We start from the raw sequence: 20,248 nt of genomic DNA, 5'->3' as shown, positions 1-20,248 counted from the left end.
AAAACTATCGGCTGTACGGGCGGGTTGCCTCACCTTCTTTTATGCAGCATACTTCTACTTATTATTCCCTTTGCGTACCTTTAACAGCTTACCCTTTACGGTTGTATTCTTCATAATCTCAAGCACCAATGGACCCTTGCCATTCAGAATCTCGACATCTGTCACATTATCTAGAATCGTAATGATCCCGATATCATCTGCGTTGACTCCGTCAAGCTTAGCGATGGTCCCCACGAAGTCGACAGCTCTAAGTTTTTTCTTCTTACCGCCGTTAAAGTTCAGCTTCATAATCTGTTGGTTTAATTGCTCGCGCTTATCTTTTTTGAGTGCGGTTTTTACATGCAGTTTTTGCTCAAAATCTTCTCTACGGAGGTCAACAGCCTCTTCTGAGGGAGCCTTTACCTGCGGAATCGCGAATCCAATATATGCTTCGATATCAGCTAATCTTCGGCCATCCTTAGGAGTGATGAGGGAAATGGCCTTCCCCGTTTTGCCAGCACGTCCCGTACGTCCTGTGCGGTGAACATAGCTTTCCTTCTCAAGGGGAATATCGTAGTTAATGACATGGGTGATATTCGTGATATCAATTCCTCGTGCGGCAACATCTGTTGCAATCAAGTAACGAAATTGACCCCTTCTGAATGCATTCATTACCTCAAATCGCTCGTCTTGCTCCATGCCACCATGAATGCGATCACATGGATATTCAAGATCAGCCAATGCCCTGAATAATGTATCTACATTCTCCTGCGTACGACAGAAAATAATGCAGCTGTCAGGATTCTCAACAATGAGCAGATCTTGCAGTAGTGCCAGCTTGTCTGACTCCTTCACCTGAATAAGAGAGTGATCAATTGTAGCGGTCGTTATACCAGTCGCTTTAATCTCAATTCTAACAGGATCTTTCATATATTTACGTGACAGTGTGGCTACGTCCTCAGGGAAGGTAGCGGAGAATAACATGGTAACCCGATCACTAGGCAGCGCTTGAATAATCGACTGAACTTGCTCGATAAAGCCCATATTCAGCATCTCATCAGCTTCATCAATCACGAGATAGGCAATCCGATCTAACGGTAACGTCCCTCGTTCAATATGGTCCAGTACACGTCCTGGCGTACCTACAGCCACATGTGTCCTTTGTTTTAACTCGGCCTTTTGGATATGAAAAGGATGTTTCCCATAAAGGGGTGTTGCTTTGATCCGCTTAAAGCGTCCAATATTCGTGATGTCTTCGGTGACCTGTAACGCGAGTTCACGGGTTGGCGTCAGGATTAAAGCTTGGGGCTTATTCTCATTCCAATCTACTAGCTCACAGATTGGAATGCCGTATGCTGCTGTTTTGCCGCTACCTGTTTGCGATTTGGCGACAAGATCCTTCTTTTCAAGCGCCACAGGAATGACTTCCGTCTGAATCTCTGTTGGCGTCTCATAGCCCAGGCTATTCAGCGCTCTTACAATTTCTTCACTTAATGCGTAATCTGTAAAATGCTTCTGACTCATTTTCAACCTCTTCTGTGCTGTATTTAAGTACCATTACATATATCATGTCATCGTGTACCGAACTTATACTCATCTAGTATACTCTATATCCAGGTTCACTCTAATACATATCAGCGATTAACTTGCTGTTTTCCAGTAAGGCAACTATACTTTTTCTGGGACGAAAAAACACAGTCTGGTTGGTAGTCCAGACGCATGAATGACTCTCAGATTCCAAGAGTACCATGTCAGTAACCTTCCCCCCTCGGGATGTCCATCGTTTCGATTTAAAATGAGGGGGTTTAAAATGAAGCTTACAGTTTATCATGATGGACAGTATTGGGTTGGAGTCGTGGAAGAGCAGGACCAAGGGAAATTGAAGGCAGCTAGGCACATCTTTGGTACAGAGCCTAAGGACGAGGAAATTCTCCATTTTATCCGTGAGGAAATGTGGGAACTTGTTAGTCGGCTCTCACAAGAGGTGGCTGTAAAGTGGTCTGAAACGAAGAAGGTCAATCCGAAGCGGCTAGCAAGACAGGCAGCGTATGAATTAAGGCAGAAGGGGGTCTCTTCCAATGCACAAGAGGCCTTAAAGTTAGAGTATGAGAAGCGCAAGTTGGAGAAACATGCTTACTCTAAACAGCAAAGGGAATCCATGAAGGCACGGATAAGGGAATTAAAGGAGAAGAAAGCGAAAGAAAAACATCGCGGGCATTAATAAAACTTCCATCCTTATCCGCAATTGTTACGCATGTTTTATATCAGCATATGTAAAAATATGTGTTACGCACAAAGGGCACCCGACTGGGTGCCCTTTAAACTGTCATATAGAGATTGGTATCCGCTAAAATGAATGACTCCAAATTACTTAAGCAGTGTAAGTGTCACCTCTATCGTGTTATTAATAAATGATCGTTCTGGACGAGACTTTATCATTACGGTCAGTCCAATTAACGATACGACTAGCGCCTGTGATACAGCCTTCGCATTGAGCCCGATCTCAAGCTCACCTGATTGTATACCTCTTTCAATGGTTTCTTGAAATATAACCGCTAGGTACATTTGATGCTCCCTTGTAAGAATTTCAAACTTCTCATCATGGGGCGCAAGTTCAACCATTGTATTAATGCAAAAGCATCCTTTTCTAGGATTTTCCGCATATTCCTCATCGACCACACCTTCAAAGAAAGTCCGAAATGCTTCTTTTACAGATGGATTGCTTTGAAGTTTGGTTCGGATCAGAGAAGCACGGGACATCATGTATTTGCGCAGCGCAACCTCGAACAATTCTTTTTTGCCTCCAAAAGTGGAATATATACTGGGTCGTTGAATCTCCATTCTGGACGTTAAATCACTTAATGAGGTAGCTTCATATCCCTTCTCCCAAAATATTTGCATAGCTGCATCTAATACTTTATCTTCGTCAAATTCGCGGATTCGTCCCATAATCAATACCTCTCATTGTTCGTAATTTTATTCTTAATTCCATGACTCTGATCATAATTGTTAGGGGTCTTTATTTGCGTACCAGTTAGTATGTTATTATCTTATAATTAGCCCGTTATATTGTCAAATGCAGATTGGTTTATCGCACCAAGGAGATATCAGTATGAGGATAAATCAAAGATTTTTACTATATTTATTGACATTACTCTTTTTAATGAGTTATATTTACTGGGAAAAATATTTTACCGATCGGTATGATATTTTACCGGTATTTAATTAACATACAAAGAAAGCTATTAGAATAGGAGAGATGGACGATGGAGATAGGTATTACTTCGTTTGTAGAAACAAAGCCCGACGTTCAGACAGGTGAAGTGATAAGTCACGCACAGCGATTGCGCGAAGTTGTCGAGGAAATTATCCTTGCTGATCAAGTGGGGCTTGATGTGTTTGGTGTAGGTGAGCATCATCGGAAGGATTATTCGGCATCTTCACCAGCAGTTGTGCTGTCAGCGGCTGCAGCGCAGACGAAACGGATTCGGCTGACCAGTGCAGTGACAGTGCTTTCTTCAGCTGATCCCGTTCGCGTTTTTCAGGATTTTGCTACGCTGGATGGTATTTCGAATGGACGTGCGGAGATTATGGCGGGTCGAGGTTCCTTTATTGAATCTTTTCCACTGTTCGGCTATGACTTGGAAGACTATGATGAGCTGTTTGAACAACATTTGGAATTGCTCCTTAAAATACGGGAGTCCGAAAAAGTAACCTGGAAAGGCGGACATCGGCCAGCAATTAACAATTTGGGTGTGTATCCACGGCCGGTTCAGAATCCTTTACCCATATGGGTTGGCAGCGGGGGCAGGCAGGATTCTGCTATCCGGGCAGGTCTGTTAGGACTGCCCTTGATACTCGCGATCATTGGCGGGAATCCGGTAAATTTTGCACCACTTGTCCAGCTTTATAAGAAGGCAGCAGCGCACGCCGGTCATGATGAATCAAAGCTTAGGGTTGGGTCGCACTCGATAGGATTTGTCGGAGAGAATAATGAGCAAGCTGCAGATACATATTTCCCTTCTACGATGGCAGGTATGAATAGATTGGGCAGGGAGCGGGGCTGGGCACATTATGATCGTTCTAGCTACGATGCCGCGCGCAGCTTTGAAGGTGCGCTGTATGTCGGCGATCCAGAGACTGTTGCCCAGAAGATCATTCACCTTCGCAAACATGTAGGTGTTACTCGCTTTATGCTGTATGTTCCGTTAAGCACGATGCCGCATGCCGAAGTGATGAGAGCCATTGAGCTGCTAGGAACAGAGGTAGCACCCCGAGTTCGGAAGGAAATAGCCAAGTGGGAAGCGGAGACGGAGAAAAGATTGTAAAAACCAAACATAGGAGTGACTTGCATGGATTTTGAAAATCGTTTATTACCAGAATTAAGGTCAGTAATCGCACAATTTCCTGGTTTTCAACTGGAAGAGAATTTAGAGCTGAGCAGAAGCTATTTGTCTAGTCCTCCTATTGAGCAGTCGGAGCACGTACGCACGACAAGCCGGATGATTCCGAGTGTAGCAGGCGAGATATTAGTCAAAATCTACGAACCTGCTCAGCGAACTGACGTTAGGCTACCGGCCATGCTGTGGATTCACGGGGGAGGCTATGTGATGGGGCATCCTGATATGGACGATGCTTTGTGCGAACGCTTCGTGCAGGCGGCCAAATGCGTCGTCGTATCGGTCGATTACCGACTTGCTCCTGAGCATCCCTACCCGGCTGCCATCGATGACTGTTATGCCGCTTTGACGTGGATGACCGACGAAGCGGAGCTGCTGGGCATTGACTTAGATCGGGTCGCCATTGCAGGAGCAAGTGGGGGCGGCGGGCTGACCGCAGCACTTGCTTTAATGGCTCGTGACAAAGGTGGGCCAGCCCTCATTTTCCAAATGCCGCTGTATCCGATGATCGATGACCGCAGTATTACGGCGTCAAGTCATGAAATTACGGCCGATAACGCACCATGGAACCGGAAGAACAACTTGGCGGCCTGGAACATGTACTTAGGCAATCGTACCGAAGATAGCGAGGTGTCCCCATATGCGGTGCCGTCGAGAGCAGAAAGCTTGGCTGGGCTGCCGCCGGCTTATACGTGCGTAGGCCAGCTCGATCTATTCCGAGATGAGACGATCGAATATGTGGGACGCCTTGCCCAAGCGGGGGTGGACGTCGAATTCCATCTGTATCCCGGCACATTCCACAATTTTGAGGGAATAGTTCCACAAGCAGAAGTAAGCCAACGTGCTAGCCAAAGTTATGTAGACGCAATTGCAAGAGCCCTTAATCCTTAAACTATTAAATAGGCAGTCTCCAAAGTGATATGTTCCCAAAAGAGTAGGCAGGTTAAAACTTGCTACTGTAAGGGGAGCATATCACTTTTTGCATCAACCTTTTTTTGTCATTTCGGAGTTGTTTGGGATAAAGGAGCACCAGGTTTTCAGTCGCCCCGCAATGATGTAAAGTTTTTCGGGTAAAATCTTTACTTTTACATGTAGCAGATAATAACCTTACATTCTTATAATTGGAAATGTAAGCGATTTATTTAAGAGTAGGAATATTAAAAAACTATACGTATGAGGAGGAGATTGTATGTCGAAATTTAAAGTGGGCAAGTTGGTAAGCGGCTTGGCGTTGGCGGGTGTGTTGTTATCATCAGTTCTGATAAACCCGGCTAGTGCCAGTATGGCGAACGGTAGCAAATTCCTGGGGAATGTCATTGCGGGCAGTGTCCCTCCTAGTTACGGGACATACTGGAATCAAGTGACGCCGGAAAACTCGACTAAGTGGGAATCGGTTGAAGGCAACCGTAACAACATGAACTGGTCACAGGCCGATACCGCCTACAATTATGCCCGTAGCAATGGCTTCCCGTTCAAGTTCCATACGTTGGTATGGGGTGCCCAGGAGCCAGGTTGGGTTAGGGGGCTGTCGGCTGCTGATCAGAAAGCGGAAGTGACTCAGTGGATTAAAGCAGCAGGTCAACGCTATCCGAATGCGGAGTTTGTAGATGTGGTGAATGAGCCGCTGCATCAGAAGCCGTCCTATCGCAATGCCATTGGTGGTGACGGGTCGACCGGATGGGATTGGGTCATATGGTCGTTCCAACAGGCCAGACAAGCCTTCCCCAATGCTAAGCTGCTGATCAATGAATATGGAATTATCAATGATCCTTCGTTAACCGACCAATATGTCAATATTATTAATCAGCTCAAGAGCAGAGGCCTGATTGACGGAATTGGTATCCAATGCCACCAGTTTAGCATGGACACTGTTTCAGTTAACACGATGAACACTGTACTGAACAAGCTAGCGGCAACAGGATTGCCAATCTATGTGTCAGAACTGGATATAACTGGCGACGACAACACCCAGCTTGCCAGATACAAGGAGAAATTTCCGGTACTCTGGCAACATTCCTCAGTGAAGGGAGTTACGCTCTGGGGATATATCCAGGGGCAAACTTGGAAGCCGAACACACATCTGCTGAACTCTAACGGCACGGAACGTCCCGCGCTCCAATGGCTGAGACAATATCTGCAAAGATAAGCTATGGGTGGCACTTAAACCCCAACAGATGCGAACTTTTGCCAAATGTCTGGGCTGGGTAGATGTTTATTTGAAGAAGTCTTGGATGAAATGTTATACGCCCAAGGCTTCTTTTTATTTAGCTTAAACGAGGAGTGCCCTAATGAAGGGAAGGAACCACTTCATTAGGGCACTGGAGATTTACTACCACTATCGATCACTGCCAGTTTGTATGAAAGGACCCTGCTGCATCACTTCGTTCATAAGTATGGGCACCAAAATAATCCCTTTGTGCTTGCAAAAGGTTAGCATTTGAAATGCCTGTCCGGTAACTATCGAAATAAGTAAGTGAAGCACCTAAACATGGAAACGAAATAGCAGAATTAATACCCTCACAGACTACTTTTCGCAATCCCAATTGATATTCTTTAACCTTTTCAGCAAAATACGGGGCGATTAATAGATTAGCCAAATTCGGCTGTTCTTGATATGTTTCGCTTATTACATTCAAGAATTCGGCACGAATGATGCAACCACCACGGAAAATAAGGGCAATATCCTGTAAAGGTAAATTCCATCCGTAAAGCTCAGAAGTCATTTTATATTGTATAAATCCTTGCGCGTAGGCACAAATTTTACCCATATAAAAAGCTTGTCTAATGTACTCAATCCACACATTTTTATCTAAACTTCGCTGATCAATCTCTGGGCCTGTCAGGATATTTTCTGCATAAACTCGTTCCTCTTTTAAAGAGGAGATGTAACGGGCAAACAATGACTCTGTAATAATGGATGATGGGATTCCATGATCAATTGCTTGAATACTTGTCCATTTACCTGTGCCTTTTTGCCCCGTTTTATCCAGAATCACATCGATTAATGGTAAGCCTGTTACATCATCCTTTTTCCGTAAAATCTCTGCTGTGATTTGGATTAAATAACTTTTCAGTTCCCCTTGATTCCATATTTCAAAGATATCAGCAACTTCATTCACAGATAAACGTAACCTTTTTCTTAAAAATGTATAGGTTTCTGCGATTAATTGCATATCTGCGTACTCGATTCCGTTATGTACCATTTTTACAAAGTGACCGGATCCTTTTGGACCCATATAAACACAGCAAGGATCTCCGCCCACTTGGGCTGCTATTTTTGTTAGAATAGGAGATGCTTTTTCATATACGTCTTTATCTCCACCAGGCATGATCGAAGGTCCATGTAAAGCCCCAACTTCGCCGCCGGAAATACCGATTCCTAAATAACCGATTCCTTTTGACTTCAATTCATCATATCTACGTTCCGTATCTTTGTAATGGGAGTTACCACCGTCCATGATCACATCGCCTGCTTCAAGGAAGGGTACTAATGTACCTATTACCGAATCAACCGGTTTGCCCGCTGTTACCATAAGGAAAATTTTCCTTGGAGTTTTTAAGGAGCAGACAAAATCTTGAATTTCGTAGTAGGGATGGATGGAGTGACCTTCACTTTTTTTGACAAGATCGTCCGTTAAATCCCTCGTATAATTATAGACAGCGACTTGCTCGCCTTTACCAGCCATGTTTAAGGCGATATTACGGCCCATTACCCCTAAACCAATGACACCAATTGTGTTGGACATTTTTTCTGCTCCTTTTGTTTGAAATGAATAGGCCGTAGATCCTCACTTATAAACTTAGAAGATTCTAAGAAAAATAAGTGGGGGATCTACCGCCCGGGAATCGTGGTTTATACGAATAAACTTAGTACTAAAATAAATCCTAATCCGGCTACCGAAATGATGGTCTCAAGCAATGTCCATGTTGCAAATGTTTCTTTCATGCTTAAACCAAAATACTCTTTAAACATCCAGAAACCAGCATCGTTAACATGTGAAGCTATTAAACTACCCGCTCCCGTGGCGAGCACAACTAAAGCAAGATTAACGTCGGATTGTCCTAACATCGGTATAACTAAACCAGCGGTTGTTAAAGCTGCAACAGTTGCAGAACCTAAGGAAATACGTAAGATTGCAGCGATGATCCAGGCAAGTAAAATGGGTGATAATGTAGTTCCATTGAATAATTCAGCTACATAGTCGCCTACGCCGCCATTAATCAGTACTTGTTTGAAGGCTCCGCCGCCCCCAATGATTAAGAGCATCATCCCAATATGAGTAATAGCCGTTGTACAAGATGCCATTACATTTTTGATTGGGATTTTTCTTGCTATTCCCATGGTGTAGACAGCTACCAGTAAGGAAATTAACATGGAAGTTGATGCATCACCAATAAAACGGATCGCTGCTAGTAAACTATTATCTTCAAATCCCATTGTTTTTTGAAGCAAAGTTATAATCGTAGCAATAGACATTAAAATGACAGGAAGCATTGCAGTAAATACACTGATTCCAAATCCAGGAGTTTCCTCGGACTTAAATACTTTTTGTTCACCTAAAGAGGCAATATTACCAGTTTTCGTAAATGATGCAGGTACGAGTTTTTTGGCAAGCTTCGTAAATACAGGTCCAGCTAAGATAACGGTTGGAATGGCAATAATGAAACCGTAAAGTAAAACCTCACCAAGGTTCGCGCCATATTCACGGGCAATAACTGTCGGCCCTGGGTGTGGAGGTAAGAAACCGTGTGTTACGGATAAAGCTGCAATCATCGGAATACCGAGATGTAAGATAGAAACCTTTAATTGTTTTGAAATGGCAAATACGATTGGAATTAATAATACTAATCCTACTTCAAAAAATAGCGCTACACCGATAATGAATGAAGCAGCTACGACCGCCCATTGAATATTTTTTTCACCAAATTTGTCTACGAGGGTCATGGCAATTCGTTGAGCACCACCAGAATCAGCGATCAACTTACCTAACATCGCTCCAAGTCCAAAGATTAACGCTAAGTGACCAAGGGTTCCGCCTAATCCGGCTTCGATGGTTTTGACAATTTCCTCTAATGGCATTCCAAGTGCTAGAGCGACACCGAACGATACAATGATTAATGAAATAAAGGTGTTCAATTTGAAGCCCATGATTAAAACGAGTAATGCTAAAATTCCAATCGCTACGATAACTAATGGCATTGTAATTACCCCCTGCTTTTTATCTTTTTAGTGTTTAATTAAGCTTCTTTGATAATTGGAAATCCGTGTATAATCGTCTTCTAATACTCTGGATAGGTTAATGAAAATCGGCAGCAATTTCCTGTATTCCTTGGTTGCTTCTTCTTTTGGTGTATGTTTGTTGGTACTGCCAACCATTTCAGAGACGACTTCAAAGGACTGGATTTTTCCGGTGGCATACAAGCCTAAAATACAAGCTCCTAGACAAGAACTTTCGTAGCTTTCTGGAACGACGACTTCAGATGCGAATATATCGGACATCATTTGCCGCCAAACATCTGACCTCGCGAAGCCTCCAGTAGCTTGAATTCGGGTCACGGGACCGTCCATGCATTCAGTTAATGCCAAAAATACGGTGTACAAATTGTAAATGACTCCTTCTAGGGCTGCGCGAATCATATGTTCTTTCTTGTGTGACATCGTCAAACCGAAGAATGAGCCACGTACATCTGGATTCCATAATGGCGCACGTTCACCAGCCAGGTATGGATGGAATAACAATCCGTCAGATCCTGGTCTTACACGTTCAGCAATCTTGGTTAGTACATCATATGGATCAATTCCTAGTCTTTTCGCTGTTTCTACTTCTGATGAGGCAAGTTCGTCACGGATCCAGCGAAGGACCATCCCGCCATTGTTCACCGGCCCCCCAATAACCCAGTGCTTTTCTGTTAAGGCATAACAAAATATTCTTCCCTTTTCGTCTGTTTGAGGCTTGTCTATAATGGTTCGAATGGCACCGCTTGTCCCAATTGTGACGGCAACCTCGCCTTTTCGTATCGCATTTACACCTAGATTAGAAAGGACTCCATCGCTAGCTCCAATAACAAACGATGTTTGTGGATCGATCCCCATCTTTTTTGCTAAATCTGAATCACAGTTGGTAAATATCTGGGTTGTTGGCACGAGCTCAGATAATTGAGAAGGGGTTATACCCGCAATTTTTAATGCTTCTTCATCCCAATCTAATTTTTCTAGATTCATCATGCCCATGGCAGAAGCTAGGGAATAATCCACTACATATTGATCAAAGAACTTTTTGAAAATATATTCTTTAATTCCGATATACTTTTTAACCTTGACAGCGGTTTCAGAAAGATCATTCACAATCCAAGCTATTTTTGTTAAGGGTGACATGGGGTGAATGGGTGTTCCTGTTCGTTTATAGACTTCATGGCCATTCAGCTCATCTTTTATTTTATGTGCCCATGCTTCACTTCGATTATCTGCCCAAGTGATACAAGACGTAAGTGGGAGGTCATGTTCATCCATCGCAATGACACTATGCATGGCACTGCTAAATGAAACAAACGATAGCTTTTTTTGTGAGTGATGTTTCATGATATTCGAAATGGCCTGTAGGACAGCCTGAAATATCTCTTCTGGATTTTGTTCAGCTGTCGCTATGTCCGGTGTATAAAGCGGGTATCCAATATTCTCTTGTTGGATGACTTCGCCCTTTTCGCTAAATAGAACGGCTTTCGTACTTGTGGTCCCGATATCTACACCCAACATATAGTTAGTCATTTGGTTGCACGACTCCTTTAGATAGCATTTGTTGTGACATCCATAGGTCTTCTACTTTACCTTGAACATCATCAAAGTTTTCATGTAAAGACTTGATCATGAGGTCTCTATCTTTTGCTTTGATTGCTTCAATATAAAGTTCGTGATTGTTTATAATCCGTGTAAAATCTTCATACTTTTCTTTGAAACGCATACGCATCGACAAAAGAATGAGACTTTCCATAACAGGCTTTAGATTATTCCAAATCATCAGAATATGAGAATGATTGACTGCACGAATAATCGTTTCATGGAATAAGACATCTTGATATGAAAACTCATCAGCATCACCATATTTAATGGCGACTTTCATCATTTCGAGTATTTTACTAAGTTCCTTCGCCAAATCATCAGTGTCCATCTTTACAAGACGTTCAAATACGAAGGATTCTATGAGCAGACGGACATCATAAATTTCTTCTATTTCTTTTTCTGATAAACCAATAACAACGGCTCCCATTCTTTCTAATCGAATGATATTTTCGGATGCCAGTATTTTTAACGCTTCACGAATGGGTGAGCGACTTACAGTGAAATCAGCAGCTAGTTTATTTTCAGATAATATGGTACCGCTTTCAATCCCGCCAGAAATAATGCGCATTCTAAGCTCGGAAGTTACGCGATCACCAGCTGAGGCTTTTAAAAGCCATTTGGAGGGATATAGGAATTCTGATTCGACCATCATTTCACCTTCTCAATTAATCAAGTATACTTGTATACAGGTATTATAATCTTAAATTTTAAATTTGCAAGCGTATTCATTAAATTTGTTTTGTAAGCCTGTTCGGACTTTTTTGTGCAAATGCACAATCAATTTCGTCTGTTCTTCAATATTTTTCACATACAGCAATCGATATAATGAAAGCGTAATCAAAAATTGCCCGGGGGGTTAGACAGATGGAAGGATTGACGATCAGTTGGATAGGGGCTCTGGCAGGGCTGGCTATTGCAATTATTCTGATATTAAGAAAGCTGAATCCGGTTTATGCTTTATTTTTGGGAGCTATTGTAGGCGCTTTATTGGGCGGAGCCAATCTGGAGCAGACGATCAGCGTGTTAATAAGCGGTACGCAAAGTGTGATGGGGACGGTCATTCGTGTGCTTGCCGCAGGTGTATTGGCAGGCGTAATGATGGAATCCGGGGCGGCGGAGACGATTGCGCAGGCTATTGTAAAGAAATTTGGCGGTAGTAAAGCGATACTCGCACTAGCCTTAGCGACGATGATTATTACGGCGGTAGGTGTATTTATTCCCGTTGCCGTGCTGATTGTGGCACCTATTGCATTGTCGGTCGGTAACAAAATGGGGATTTCCAAGCTGGCGCTCCTGTTGGCTTTGTCTGGAGGCGGAAAAGCGGGGAACATCATCTCTCCCAATCCTAATACGATTGCGGCGGCGCGCGGATTTAATCTGGATTTAAGCCACGTGATGTTGGCGGGCGTGGTTCCTGCGATATGCGGTTTAATCATGACTGTATTGGTGGCATCTATGTTGAAAACCAAAGGTGTGAAGGTGTCCGACCAGGATATTATGGACAGTGATGTCGATACATCGAAATATCCAGCGTTGGGACGGGCGATTGTAGCCCCGCTGGTAGCTGTTATTTTGCTGATGATTAACCCGATTGGTTCCATCTCCGGCATTGAAGCACTTTCGAGTTTCAAGGTGGATGCGATGTACATTTTGCCGATCGCCGGGATTGTGGGTATGCTGGCCATGGGACAAGGGCGCAATATCCTGAAGTATTCGGCCTCCGGTTTAAATAAAATGACAGCGACTGTGCTGATTTTGATCGGTGCAGGCGGGATTGCCGGTCTGATCTCTGCCTCCAACTTGTCTGCACAGGTGGTTGGCCTGATTGAAGCTTCGGGAGTTTCCGGTACATTTTTGGCACCGCTTGCAGGTATTCTGATGGCAGCCGCCACGGCGTCCACCTCGACGGGAGTTATTTTGGCGACAGGCTCGTTTGGGGAAGCCATTCTGAACATGGGGACGGCCCCGCTCGCCGCAGCTGTGATGGTGCATACAGGAGCTACAGTCATTGATTCCTTGCCGCAGGGCAACTATTTTCACGTCACGGCAGACAGCATGAAAATGAGCATTAAACAACGGATGGGATTGATTCCTTACGAAGCTATTGTGGGTGGGACGATGGCAATTGTAGCGACACTCATGTATGGATTTTTACTTTAATATTTACAATGGGGTGAGAAGATGAGAGAGAAAACATTTGTGCTGGCACCAGATTCTTTTAAAGAAAGCATGACGGCTAAAGAAGTGTGTATCGCGATGGAGAAAGGACTGCGCAAGGTCTATCCAGCAGCGAATTACGTCCACGTACCGATGGCGGACGGCGGTGAAGGAACGGTGCAGTCACTGGTGGATGCGACAGGCGGACAGGTTCGTTATATTGAGGTGACAGGACCACTTGGAGAACCTGTAACTGCTGCATACGGCTTGCTGGGAGACGGCACCACGGCGGCAATCGAGATGGCATCCGCCAGTGGAATCCATCTGGTTAACAAGGATAACAAGAACCCGTTAAAGACAACCACCTACGGTACAGGGGAGTTAATCCGTGAATGTCTGAACCAGGGAATTCGAAAAATTATCATCGGCATTGGCGGAAGCGCGACGAATGATGGCGGTACAGGAATGGCGGAAGCACTGGGCGCCAGATTTCTGGATGCAACAGGCAATACTCTTCCGCGCGGTGGCGGTAGTCTGGGCGAGCTGGCCAGTGTCGATATTTCATCACTGGATGACCGGTTGCAGCAGGTACAACTGATTGTAGCCTGTGATGTGACAAATCCGCTGTGCGGAGAGCATGGGGCCTCTCAAGTATTCGGGCCACAAAAAGGGGCAACCCCGGAGATGGTGCAGCAATTGGATGCCAATCTTGCCCATTATGCCGATGTGGTGAAGCAGCAACTAGGCAAGGATGTGCGCGATCTCCCAGGCGCAGGCGCAGCAGGTGGATTGGGTGCGGGCTTATTGATTTTCACTCAAGCGGCGCTGCAAAAAGGCATTGAAATTGTGATTGAATACACCGGTTTAAAACAAAAGCTTGCCACGGCCGATATCGTTTTGACGGGGGAAGGCGGTATTGATTTTCAGACTAAATTCGGTAAAACTCCTTATGGAGTAGCTCAGGCGGCCAAACAGTCTGGCAAAAAGGTTATTGCGGTTGCAGGTTATATCGGGGAAGGGATCGACACGTTGTACAAGGAAGGAATAGATGCGGTGTTCGGCATCGTACCGGGAGCCTCGGAGCTCGGTAAGCTGCTGGCCGAAGGGCCGCAAAATGTAGAGCGTACGTGCGAGAATATCGCAAGAGTACTTCAATTCAGCGAGAAATGAACAGATGGAGAAGCGATTATAAACACAAAACGGCATAATACAGATACCATATTATACGAGCGCTCGCCTGTAGCCCCGCGTTTAGCCAAAGCCAGATTGACTGAGAGATTGGGAGTGACGGCGAGCGAAAATATGATATTACTGGCGCATGGTCTGACGTGATAAAGCTGTTCATTGATACAGTGCCAATAAGCCGTGCGTAAGCTCAAAAAGCTGAAGGAGATTCCGGGGATCTTTACCGGTTAAGGTATGGATGCGCTTCAGGCGGTATTGCAGCGTATTTCGGTGAATATTTAATTCATCTGCGGTAAAGGAGACACTGCCGTTATGGTTAATAAAGCTTCGCAGCGTATCCAGCAAATCCACGGTATCTTCCAGCTTGCTCACCAGATAGATCGTGTTCGTCAGGTTCGTTTGACTCAATTTGACCAGAAATTCGACTTCCGCAAAAGAAATTTTTTGCACAGGCGGGCGCAAAGCCAGTAAAACATTCATAGCTGACTTGGCTTGCATATAAACATCCGCAATGTTGTGCTCTTGTCTGCTGACCGTAATTAGCACATCGGGATGGCTGCGCACAAGTGGCTCTAGCAGTTTGTCTGTCGGTTCCTGATTTTGCATCAGGATGAGATAGCAGTCTTCCTCCATACGAAAGGATGGATGCTGCATGAATATATTGGACAACTCAGCTAGATGAGCTGGATCAGCAGGCAGATACTTTACATATACAGCCGAAGTTTTTAGAAGCAAATCAATGTGATATTGAGCTGCTTCTTTTTTTATTTTTTGCGTGTAGGCTCCCTGATGATTTAACAACATTTCCAGCACAGATTTTTTGCGGTTGGCTTCGTGGGCCAGATGCTCCAAGGAGATGCGCTGTTCAATCAGGAGAGATACTGTAGTTTTAACAATATTGCAAAAAGGACGCACTTCATCGGGATTGCCTGAAATACCAATCACGCCAACTAACTCATGATGAATGACAATCGGTTCATTGGTTCCCTTTTTCTCATAGTGGCCGTCCTGCCACACTTCGATCATTTTGCCGGTTTCGAGCGCCTGAACAGCTCCTTGGTGAATGGTTCCGATTCGTTCACTCTCGCCGCTGCCAATGATGATGCCTCGTTCATTCATAATATTGATATTGTATGGAATATCCTTCATCATTTTGTCTACGATGTCTTGGGCTTGTTTTTCGGAGAGCTGAAACAAATCCGGATTCCTCCTTTATCTATCGTGATATAGTGTACCTTAATGTACTACCTTTATGAAAGGGTTTCCAATTTATTGTGCATCTGAACAATATGATAAGGCAGGTCGCCGAGCATGTCAGTCAATTTTATCATAGATGTGAAAATGCAGCGTATTATGTTAATCCATTAGACGATGTTATATATTTTAGTATTGAGTTGTAATCTATGGAGGAGAGTATAGTTGTACGCAAAAAAAACAGGGCTCTGAGGAGCACCTGCCTTTTGTGTCTATCCTTTTTATTGCCAGCCACGCTGACTAATGAAGAACTTCGCGGAAGCTATAGATAATGTCGTGCAGTTCTTTCTTTAAACGGCCGTCTTTAGACGCTGGTGCATATCCTAGCACCTGGTAGTAATTCTTTTCGGTCTCTATAATCGCTACGTGGGTGATATATTTATCCACATCTTTTTTGCCTTTAATCACGAACTCAAGGGCAGGATATCCATGAATGGTTGTATTAGAGACAGGTCCTACACTGGACAGGTTCCACTCTTTGGTTAAGTTATTTTCAGCTTTCTTACCATACTGTTGGAGAGTTATATTGCCCAATTGCTTTTTCGAGTGGGATAGTACCACAACGGACTTTTGAATGTACGGATTAAATATCGCAATCTCTGCTTTTCCTTCACGGTCCGGGTCTGTTGACCAGTCTAGTGGGGCCGTGATTTGAAATCGTCCATCTTTACTCACATAGCTTTGCTCTTTCTTGCTCACCGGAGCTTCAGAAGGCACGTAATTGTTTGCCAGTATAAAAATAGCATTTACAAACGAGGCTCCCAAGATCACTATGGCGGTAAAAAATATAAACAGCGAACGTTTCATTGTCTTTTTGCTAATCGGCTCTAAATCCCGTACCTTTACAACATATGTACCTGCAGCTAAATCACCAATTCGTTGTCTTGATGCAGTTACTAACACGCTGATACCAGCAGGTATCCCACCCATTAGCAACGGATTGGTGTCGATTAGCCTGAGCAGCGTACGAATGAGTGATTTAAGAAAACCAGGAGGCTTACCTTCTCCGTTAACCACCTTAATACGAAAGACGAACTTACCCAGCGTATAGCCTGTGTAACCTTCCAAAAGCAAATAATAGCTGAAGAAAGCAATAAGCAGAATACAACGGGATGCAATCGCTAAAGGCAAAAACCATCTATCCGTTATTTGAATGACTGAAATAAAAAAACAAATATACCCAAGATAAAAAAATATGCAATCAAAAACCGTTGCTCCCCACCGTCTAAACAGAGTAGAATTCCCGTACGTTTTTGATATTTCGGCCATCCTATTGGTGTCTGCCCCATAATTTTGGCCATGCCGAATGTACATCTGTCTTGAAGATTCCTGCGGATTGTGTGATACGTGCTGTTCGTCCAAAAAATACACCTCTTCTTAATAATTAAAAACACACTCCTTATATTAACGGTCATTTTATAATCCATGTTTAGGAAAACATTCTATAAACAAAGAAATTATTATAAATATCCCTTCCTCTCATTTCCTCTATAATTGGAAGAAGAAAGTAACGATAGACTCAGGAGGCATAGGTATGCAAGAAAAGGTGACAAAAGTGAACAAGGCGGCAAGAGGTGAGAATGTGAAAGGCGAGTTTCCGGTTATAACGACCAAACGTCTCGTATTACGAAAAATGGTGGCGACGGACAGCAAGGACATGTTGGAATACTTTTCAGATGAGCAGGTTATGAAGTTTTATGGACTGAGCCCGTTTGAGTCTGAACAGGATGCAATGGATGAGATCAGTTGGTATGATCGGATTTTTGAGACAGATCAGGGAATACGCTGGGCTCTTCAAACGAAGGAAGGTAAAATCATCGGTTCTTGCGGATTTCATAACTGGGATCAACGTCATCACCGGGCAGAAATAGGCTATGAATTGTCCAGAGACTATTGGGGCCGAGGGTTAATGTCGGAGGTACTTGCAGCTGTAATCGACTATGGGTTTAATACTCTCTCATTGAACCGCATTCAGGCGCTAGTAGAGCCTGAGAATGCGCAATCCCTGCGTTTGCTTGAAAAAGCCGGCTTTCGACAGGAAGGGCTCCTCGCCCAATATGAGTTTACGTCCGGGAAATATGATGATCTTTACATGTGCGCATTGGTCAAATCAGAGTATATCAATCGTTCTCAGAAATGATAGATGTAGGTTTTGATTTAAATGTGGTGAACCATTATCGTTAAAGCGGCATACACATTTCATATTGCTCAATGGGGTCTTTCGAGAGACCAATTTTTTGGATAAATCCTTCAAGAGAGTCATTGTCGGACAGACAAATGTACACCTTCTCAATCTTTTGGATCTCTGCTGCTCTATGAAGGAGGGTGCATCCTAATCCTTGGTTGCGATGCTTAGGATCGATCCAAAGAAAGTTGATTTTACCCTGAGCACTCATGCTTACCATGCCAAGACACGTTTGATTCACTTCGTAGATGCCGAGAAAAGCTTCCTGTGTACTGGTGGCGTAATAGGGTGTGTCACTTTGCCAATGGATGTGGCAGTCGGTGAGGTTCTTACGAAAAGCTGCGACGTCATCAAATGTAACTTCCTTAAGAATATACGAAGATGAGAGGGCAGCAGCGGATGGCAGAGTGCCGTTGTAGTATTTCAGCGTATAGCGTGGCTGATAGCCATGTTTTTTATATAATTTGACGGCCCGATGATTATCCTTGATGACTTCGAGCCATAGCTGCTGGCAGTCCGCGGAGATGGCTGTTTGTTTATGTAATTCCAGTAACTTGTTGCTAATCCCCTGACCACGGTAAGCCGGGGCGATGCATAGCGTGCCGCAACGCATGGTCTTGTACCCGTCGAACTGCCGGGCACCGCCGAGAATTAAGCCGATCGGTTGATCCTCATCCATGGCAACGAAAGAGTGATCCAGTGTATTACCCTCTGGACCAAAAAAACGTGCTGCGAAATCGTCCTGATCCGTGGTCAGGCGAATGGAATAATCCGAGAACCCAAGCGAAAATGCCTGAAAAATGTGTTCCATGCTGACGTCATTGCAACTCATATAGGTGATCACCGTTATTCCCCCCCCTAGAAATTCATGCTATATTTGGATTATAGGGAATTAAGAGGGTTCGATCAATCTCTCACTGAAAATGAAAATAACCCCTTAAAAAAGGGGATTGGTGCTGGGGGTTGTAGGGTTACAATTCGTGTCGCTAAGATCAGGATTGGTAGAGAGGTCGCGATAATGGCTGAGCTTATATTCAATAATTTTTTGGGTCTCCATCAGTCTGGAGATTTCTTGTTGAATCTTCTGATTATGTTTTTCAAGTAAGGAGTGTCTAATCGGAATGGTGCTGTTGCCTTGCATCGAAAGTTCTCGATAATGCTTCATTTCCTCTATGGTCATTCCAGTGGCTTTTAATCGGGTTAAAAAGATAATCCCCAGAACCTGATCTCTACTGTAGAACCTGTGTCCGTTAGCCCTTCGTTCTGCATAGGGCAGCAAGCCAATTCGCTCATAGTAGCGTATGGTATCCTCTGTTAAACCTGTTAGTTCTGCAGCTTGACTAATAGAGGTTATGGTCTCCGGAATTTCCTGCAAAGTATCCCACTCCTTAATTGTAACGATTACCAAGGAACTTCTCCATTCGCGTCGAAAAACCCTCCTGACGGCCCGTCATTATTTAAAGTGGCTAAACGAACAACGACAGCAGCAGCTTGTTGTACCGAACCCGGTCCTGTAAAGCCATTTAAGTCAGTGGCGGTAAAGCCAGGATCAGCCGAATTAACTTTGAGAGGTGAGTCTTGGAGTTCCTTGGCAAGGGTGACGGTGAACATATTAACCGCTGCTTTGCTACTATTGTAGGCAAGCAAATTAAATTGGGCATGCTCATGTTCAGGATCGCTATTATAGGTTAATGAACCAAGGCCACTCGACAAGTTAACGATTCTACCGCATGGAGATTCTTGCAATAAAGGCAGCATGGCTTGCGTCACGGCGACCAAACCGAAAAAGTTTGTTTCATACGTTTCTCTTAAATCGTCCAAAGAAAACTGACTTGGAGGAGTGGCTCCTCCCAAAGATATGCCGGCATTGTTGATGAGTACATCAAGGGAACCGGATTCTTGTTTGATCTGATGGGCTGCGGAATCAATCGTACTTTGATTCGTCACGTCTAACAAAATCAATCGGGCTTTTACTCCCTCATTAGCCAACTTAGCCACCGCTTCCCGGCCGCTCTGCTCATTCCGTGAGCCAACCAGGATTGTAAAACCCATACCGCCCAATTGTCTGGCTGTTTCATACCCGATGCCTTTGTTGGCCCCAGTAATAAGAACTGTTTTCCCAATGGTCATGAATGATTCCTCTTTTCATTATTCTTAAATTTGGCGGCCACCATGCTTTAAATGTACTACTTGGAGTATACTTAAAGTCAACACAAAACCAGCAAAAATATAGCTCGAAATGCCCTGGAC

18 protein-coding genes are annotated in these 20,248 nt (G+C 44.0%); 7 read left to right on the top strand and 11 right to left on the bottom strand.

Features of this window, described 5'->3' with window-relative positions:
- Positions 1–54: 54 nt before the first annotated feature.
- Positions 55–1,503: a DEAD/DEAH box helicase gene (locus ACYCS5_RS14315; protein WP_029518884.1), complete on the bottom strand. Its 1,449-nt coding sequence runs from the start codon at positions 1,501–1,503 to the stop codon at positions 55–57.
- Between the two features lie 286 nt (positions 1,504–1,789).
- Here ACYCS5_RS14315 and ACYCS5_RS14310 point away from each other — a divergent pair, with 286 nt between their 5' ends.
- Entirely contained in the window at positions 1,790–2,200 is a 411-nt protein-coding gene (locus tag ACYCS5_RS14310) for a YjdF family protein (RefSeq protein ID WP_459761245.1), read from the top strand.
- A 146-nt stretch (positions 2,201–2,346) separates the two neighbouring features.
- Here ACYCS5_RS14310 and ACYCS5_RS14305 read toward each other — a convergent pair whose 3' ends face one another.
- Positions 2,347–2,928, bottom strand: a complete 582-nt coding sequence (locus ACYCS5_RS14305; RefSeq protein ID WP_459761244.1) for a TetR/AcrR family transcriptional regulator — start codon at positions 2,926–2,928, stop codon at positions 2,347–2,349.
- 317 nt (positions 2,929–3,245) lie between these two features.
- Between ACYCS5_RS14305 and ACYCS5_RS14300 the strand changes: the two genes are divergently transcribed.
- From ACYCS5_RS14300 to ACYCS5_RS14290, 3 genes are all read left to right on the top strand, one after another.
- Positions 3,246–4,307 (top strand): LLM class flavin-dependent oxidoreductase, encoded by a 1,062-nt coding sequence (locus ACYCS5_RS14300; RefSeq protein WP_025722808.1) that lies wholly within the window; start codon positions 3,246–3,248, stop codon positions 4,305–4,307.
- 24 nt (positions 4,308–4,331) lie between these two features.
- Positions 4,332–5,270: an alpha/beta hydrolase gene (locus ACYCS5_RS14295; RefSeq protein ID WP_165146376.1), complete on the top strand. Its 939-nt coding sequence runs from the start codon at positions 4,332–4,334 to the stop codon at positions 5,268–5,270.
- Between the two features lie 298 nt (positions 5,271–5,568).
- Positions 5,569–6,525: an endo-1,4-beta-xylanase gene (locus ACYCS5_RS14290; protein ID WP_459761243.1), complete on the top strand. Its 957-nt coding sequence runs from the start codon at positions 5,569–5,571 to the stop codon at positions 6,523–6,525.
- Positions 6,526–6,721: 196 nt separating this feature from the next.
- On the opposite strand, the gene gnd is transcribed toward ACYCS5_RS14290, so the two are convergent.
- The 4 genes from gnd to ACYCS5_RS14270 all read right to left on the bottom strand — a co-directional run bounded on the left by gnd (position 6,722) and on the right by ACYCS5_RS14270 (position 11,869).
- Positions 6,722–8,125 carry a decarboxylating NADP(+)-dependent phosphogluconate dehydrogenase gene (gene gnd / locus ACYCS5_RS14285; protein WP_459761242.1) on the bottom strand — a complete coding sequence of 468 codons (1,404 nt, stop codon included), beginning with the start codon at positions 8,123–8,125 and terminating at the stop codon, positions 6,722–6,724.
- A 107-nt stretch (positions 8,126–8,232) separates the two neighbouring features.
- Complete coding sequence (locus ACYCS5_RS14280; protein WP_029518877.1) at positions 8,233–9,579, bottom strand: GntP family permease; 1,347 nt, start codon at positions 9,577–9,579, stop codon at positions 8,233–8,235.
- Between the two features lie 27 nt (positions 9,580–9,606).
- The gene (gntK, locus tag ACYCS5_RS14275) at positions 9,607–11,145 is read right to left on the bottom strand and encodes a gluconokinase (RefSeq protein WP_318627776.1); all 1,539 of its coding nucleotides are present in this window, start codon (positions 11,143–11,145) and stop codon (positions 9,607–9,609) included.
- Positions 11,138–11,869 carry a GntR family transcriptional regulator gene (locus tag ACYCS5_RS14270; RefSeq protein WP_029518875.1) on the bottom strand — a complete coding sequence of 244 codons (732 nt, stop codon included), beginning with the start codon at positions 11,867–11,869 and terminating at the stop codon, positions 11,138–11,140. The genes gntK and ACYCS5_RS14270 overlap by 8 nt, the downstream gene beginning before the upstream one ends.
- Before the next feature lie 212 nt (positions 11,870–12,081).
- On the opposite strand from ACYCS5_RS14270, the gene ACYCS5_RS14265 reads away from it, so the two are divergent.
- Both ACYCS5_RS14265 and ACYCS5_RS14260 read left to right on the top strand, forming a co-directional pair.
- Positions 12,082–13,377: a GntP family permease gene (locus ACYCS5_RS14265; RefSeq protein ID WP_025719225.1), complete on the top strand. Its 1,296-nt coding sequence runs from the start codon at positions 12,082–12,084 to the stop codon at positions 13,375–13,377.
- A 21-nt stretch (positions 13,378–13,398) separates the two neighbouring features.
- The gene (locus ACYCS5_RS14260; RefSeq protein ID WP_069012311.1) at positions 13,399–14,544 is read left to right on the top strand and encodes a glycerate kinase; all 1,146 of its coding nucleotides are present in this window, start codon (positions 13,399–13,401) and stop codon (positions 14,542–14,544) included.
- Between the two features lie 171 nt (positions 14,545–14,715).
- On the opposite strand, the gene ACYCS5_RS14255 is transcribed toward ACYCS5_RS14260, so the two are convergent.
- Entirely contained in the window at positions 14,716–15,756 is a 1,041-nt protein-coding gene (locus ACYCS5_RS14255) for a CdaR family transcriptional regulator (RefSeq protein WP_459761241.1), read from the bottom strand.
- 297 nt (positions 15,757–16,053) lie between these two features.
- Positions 16,054–17,184 carry an RDD family protein gene (locus ACYCS5_RS14250; RefSeq protein ID WP_459761240.1) on the bottom strand — a complete coding sequence of 377 codons (1,131 nt, stop codon included), beginning with the start codon at positions 17,182–17,184 and terminating at the stop codon, positions 16,054–16,056.
- Between the two features lie 211 nt (positions 17,185–17,395).
- Here ACYCS5_RS14250 and ACYCS5_RS14245 point away from each other — a divergent pair, with 211 nt between their 5' ends.
- Complete coding sequence (locus tag ACYCS5_RS14245) at positions 17,396–17,953, top strand: GNAT family N-acetyltransferase (protein WP_459761316.1); 558 nt, start codon at positions 17,396–17,398, stop codon at positions 17,951–17,953.
- 40 nt (positions 17,954–17,993) lie between these two features.
- On the opposite strand, the gene ACYCS5_RS14240 is transcribed toward ACYCS5_RS14245, so the two are convergent.
- The 3 genes from ACYCS5_RS14240 to ACYCS5_RS14230 all read right to left on the bottom strand — a co-directional run bounded on the left by ACYCS5_RS14240 (position 17,994) and on the right by ACYCS5_RS14230 (position 20,128).
- Entirely contained in the window at positions 17,994–18,842 is an 849-nt protein-coding gene (locus tag ACYCS5_RS14240; protein ID WP_459761239.1) for a GNAT family N-acetyltransferase, read from the bottom strand.
- Between the two features lie 93 nt (positions 18,843–18,935).
- Entirely contained in the window at positions 18,936–19,406 is a 471-nt protein-coding gene (locus ACYCS5_RS14235; protein WP_245249130.1) for a MerR family transcriptional regulator, read from the bottom strand.
- Positions 19,400–20,128 carry an SDR family oxidoreductase gene (locus ACYCS5_RS14230; RefSeq protein ID WP_459761238.1) on the bottom strand — a complete coding sequence of 243 codons (729 nt, stop codon included), beginning with the start codon at positions 20,126–20,128 and terminating at the stop codon, positions 19,400–19,402. The genes ACYCS5_RS14235 and ACYCS5_RS14230 overlap by 7 nt, the downstream gene beginning before the upstream one ends.
- Between the last annotated feature and the right edge of the window lie 120 nt (positions 20,129–20,248).

It is taken from the genome of Paenibacillus sp. SEL3, assembly GCF_054602585.1.
The sequence above is the reverse complement of the archived record's forward strand: the minus strand, read 5'-3'. Positions and strand labels throughout refer to the sequence as shown.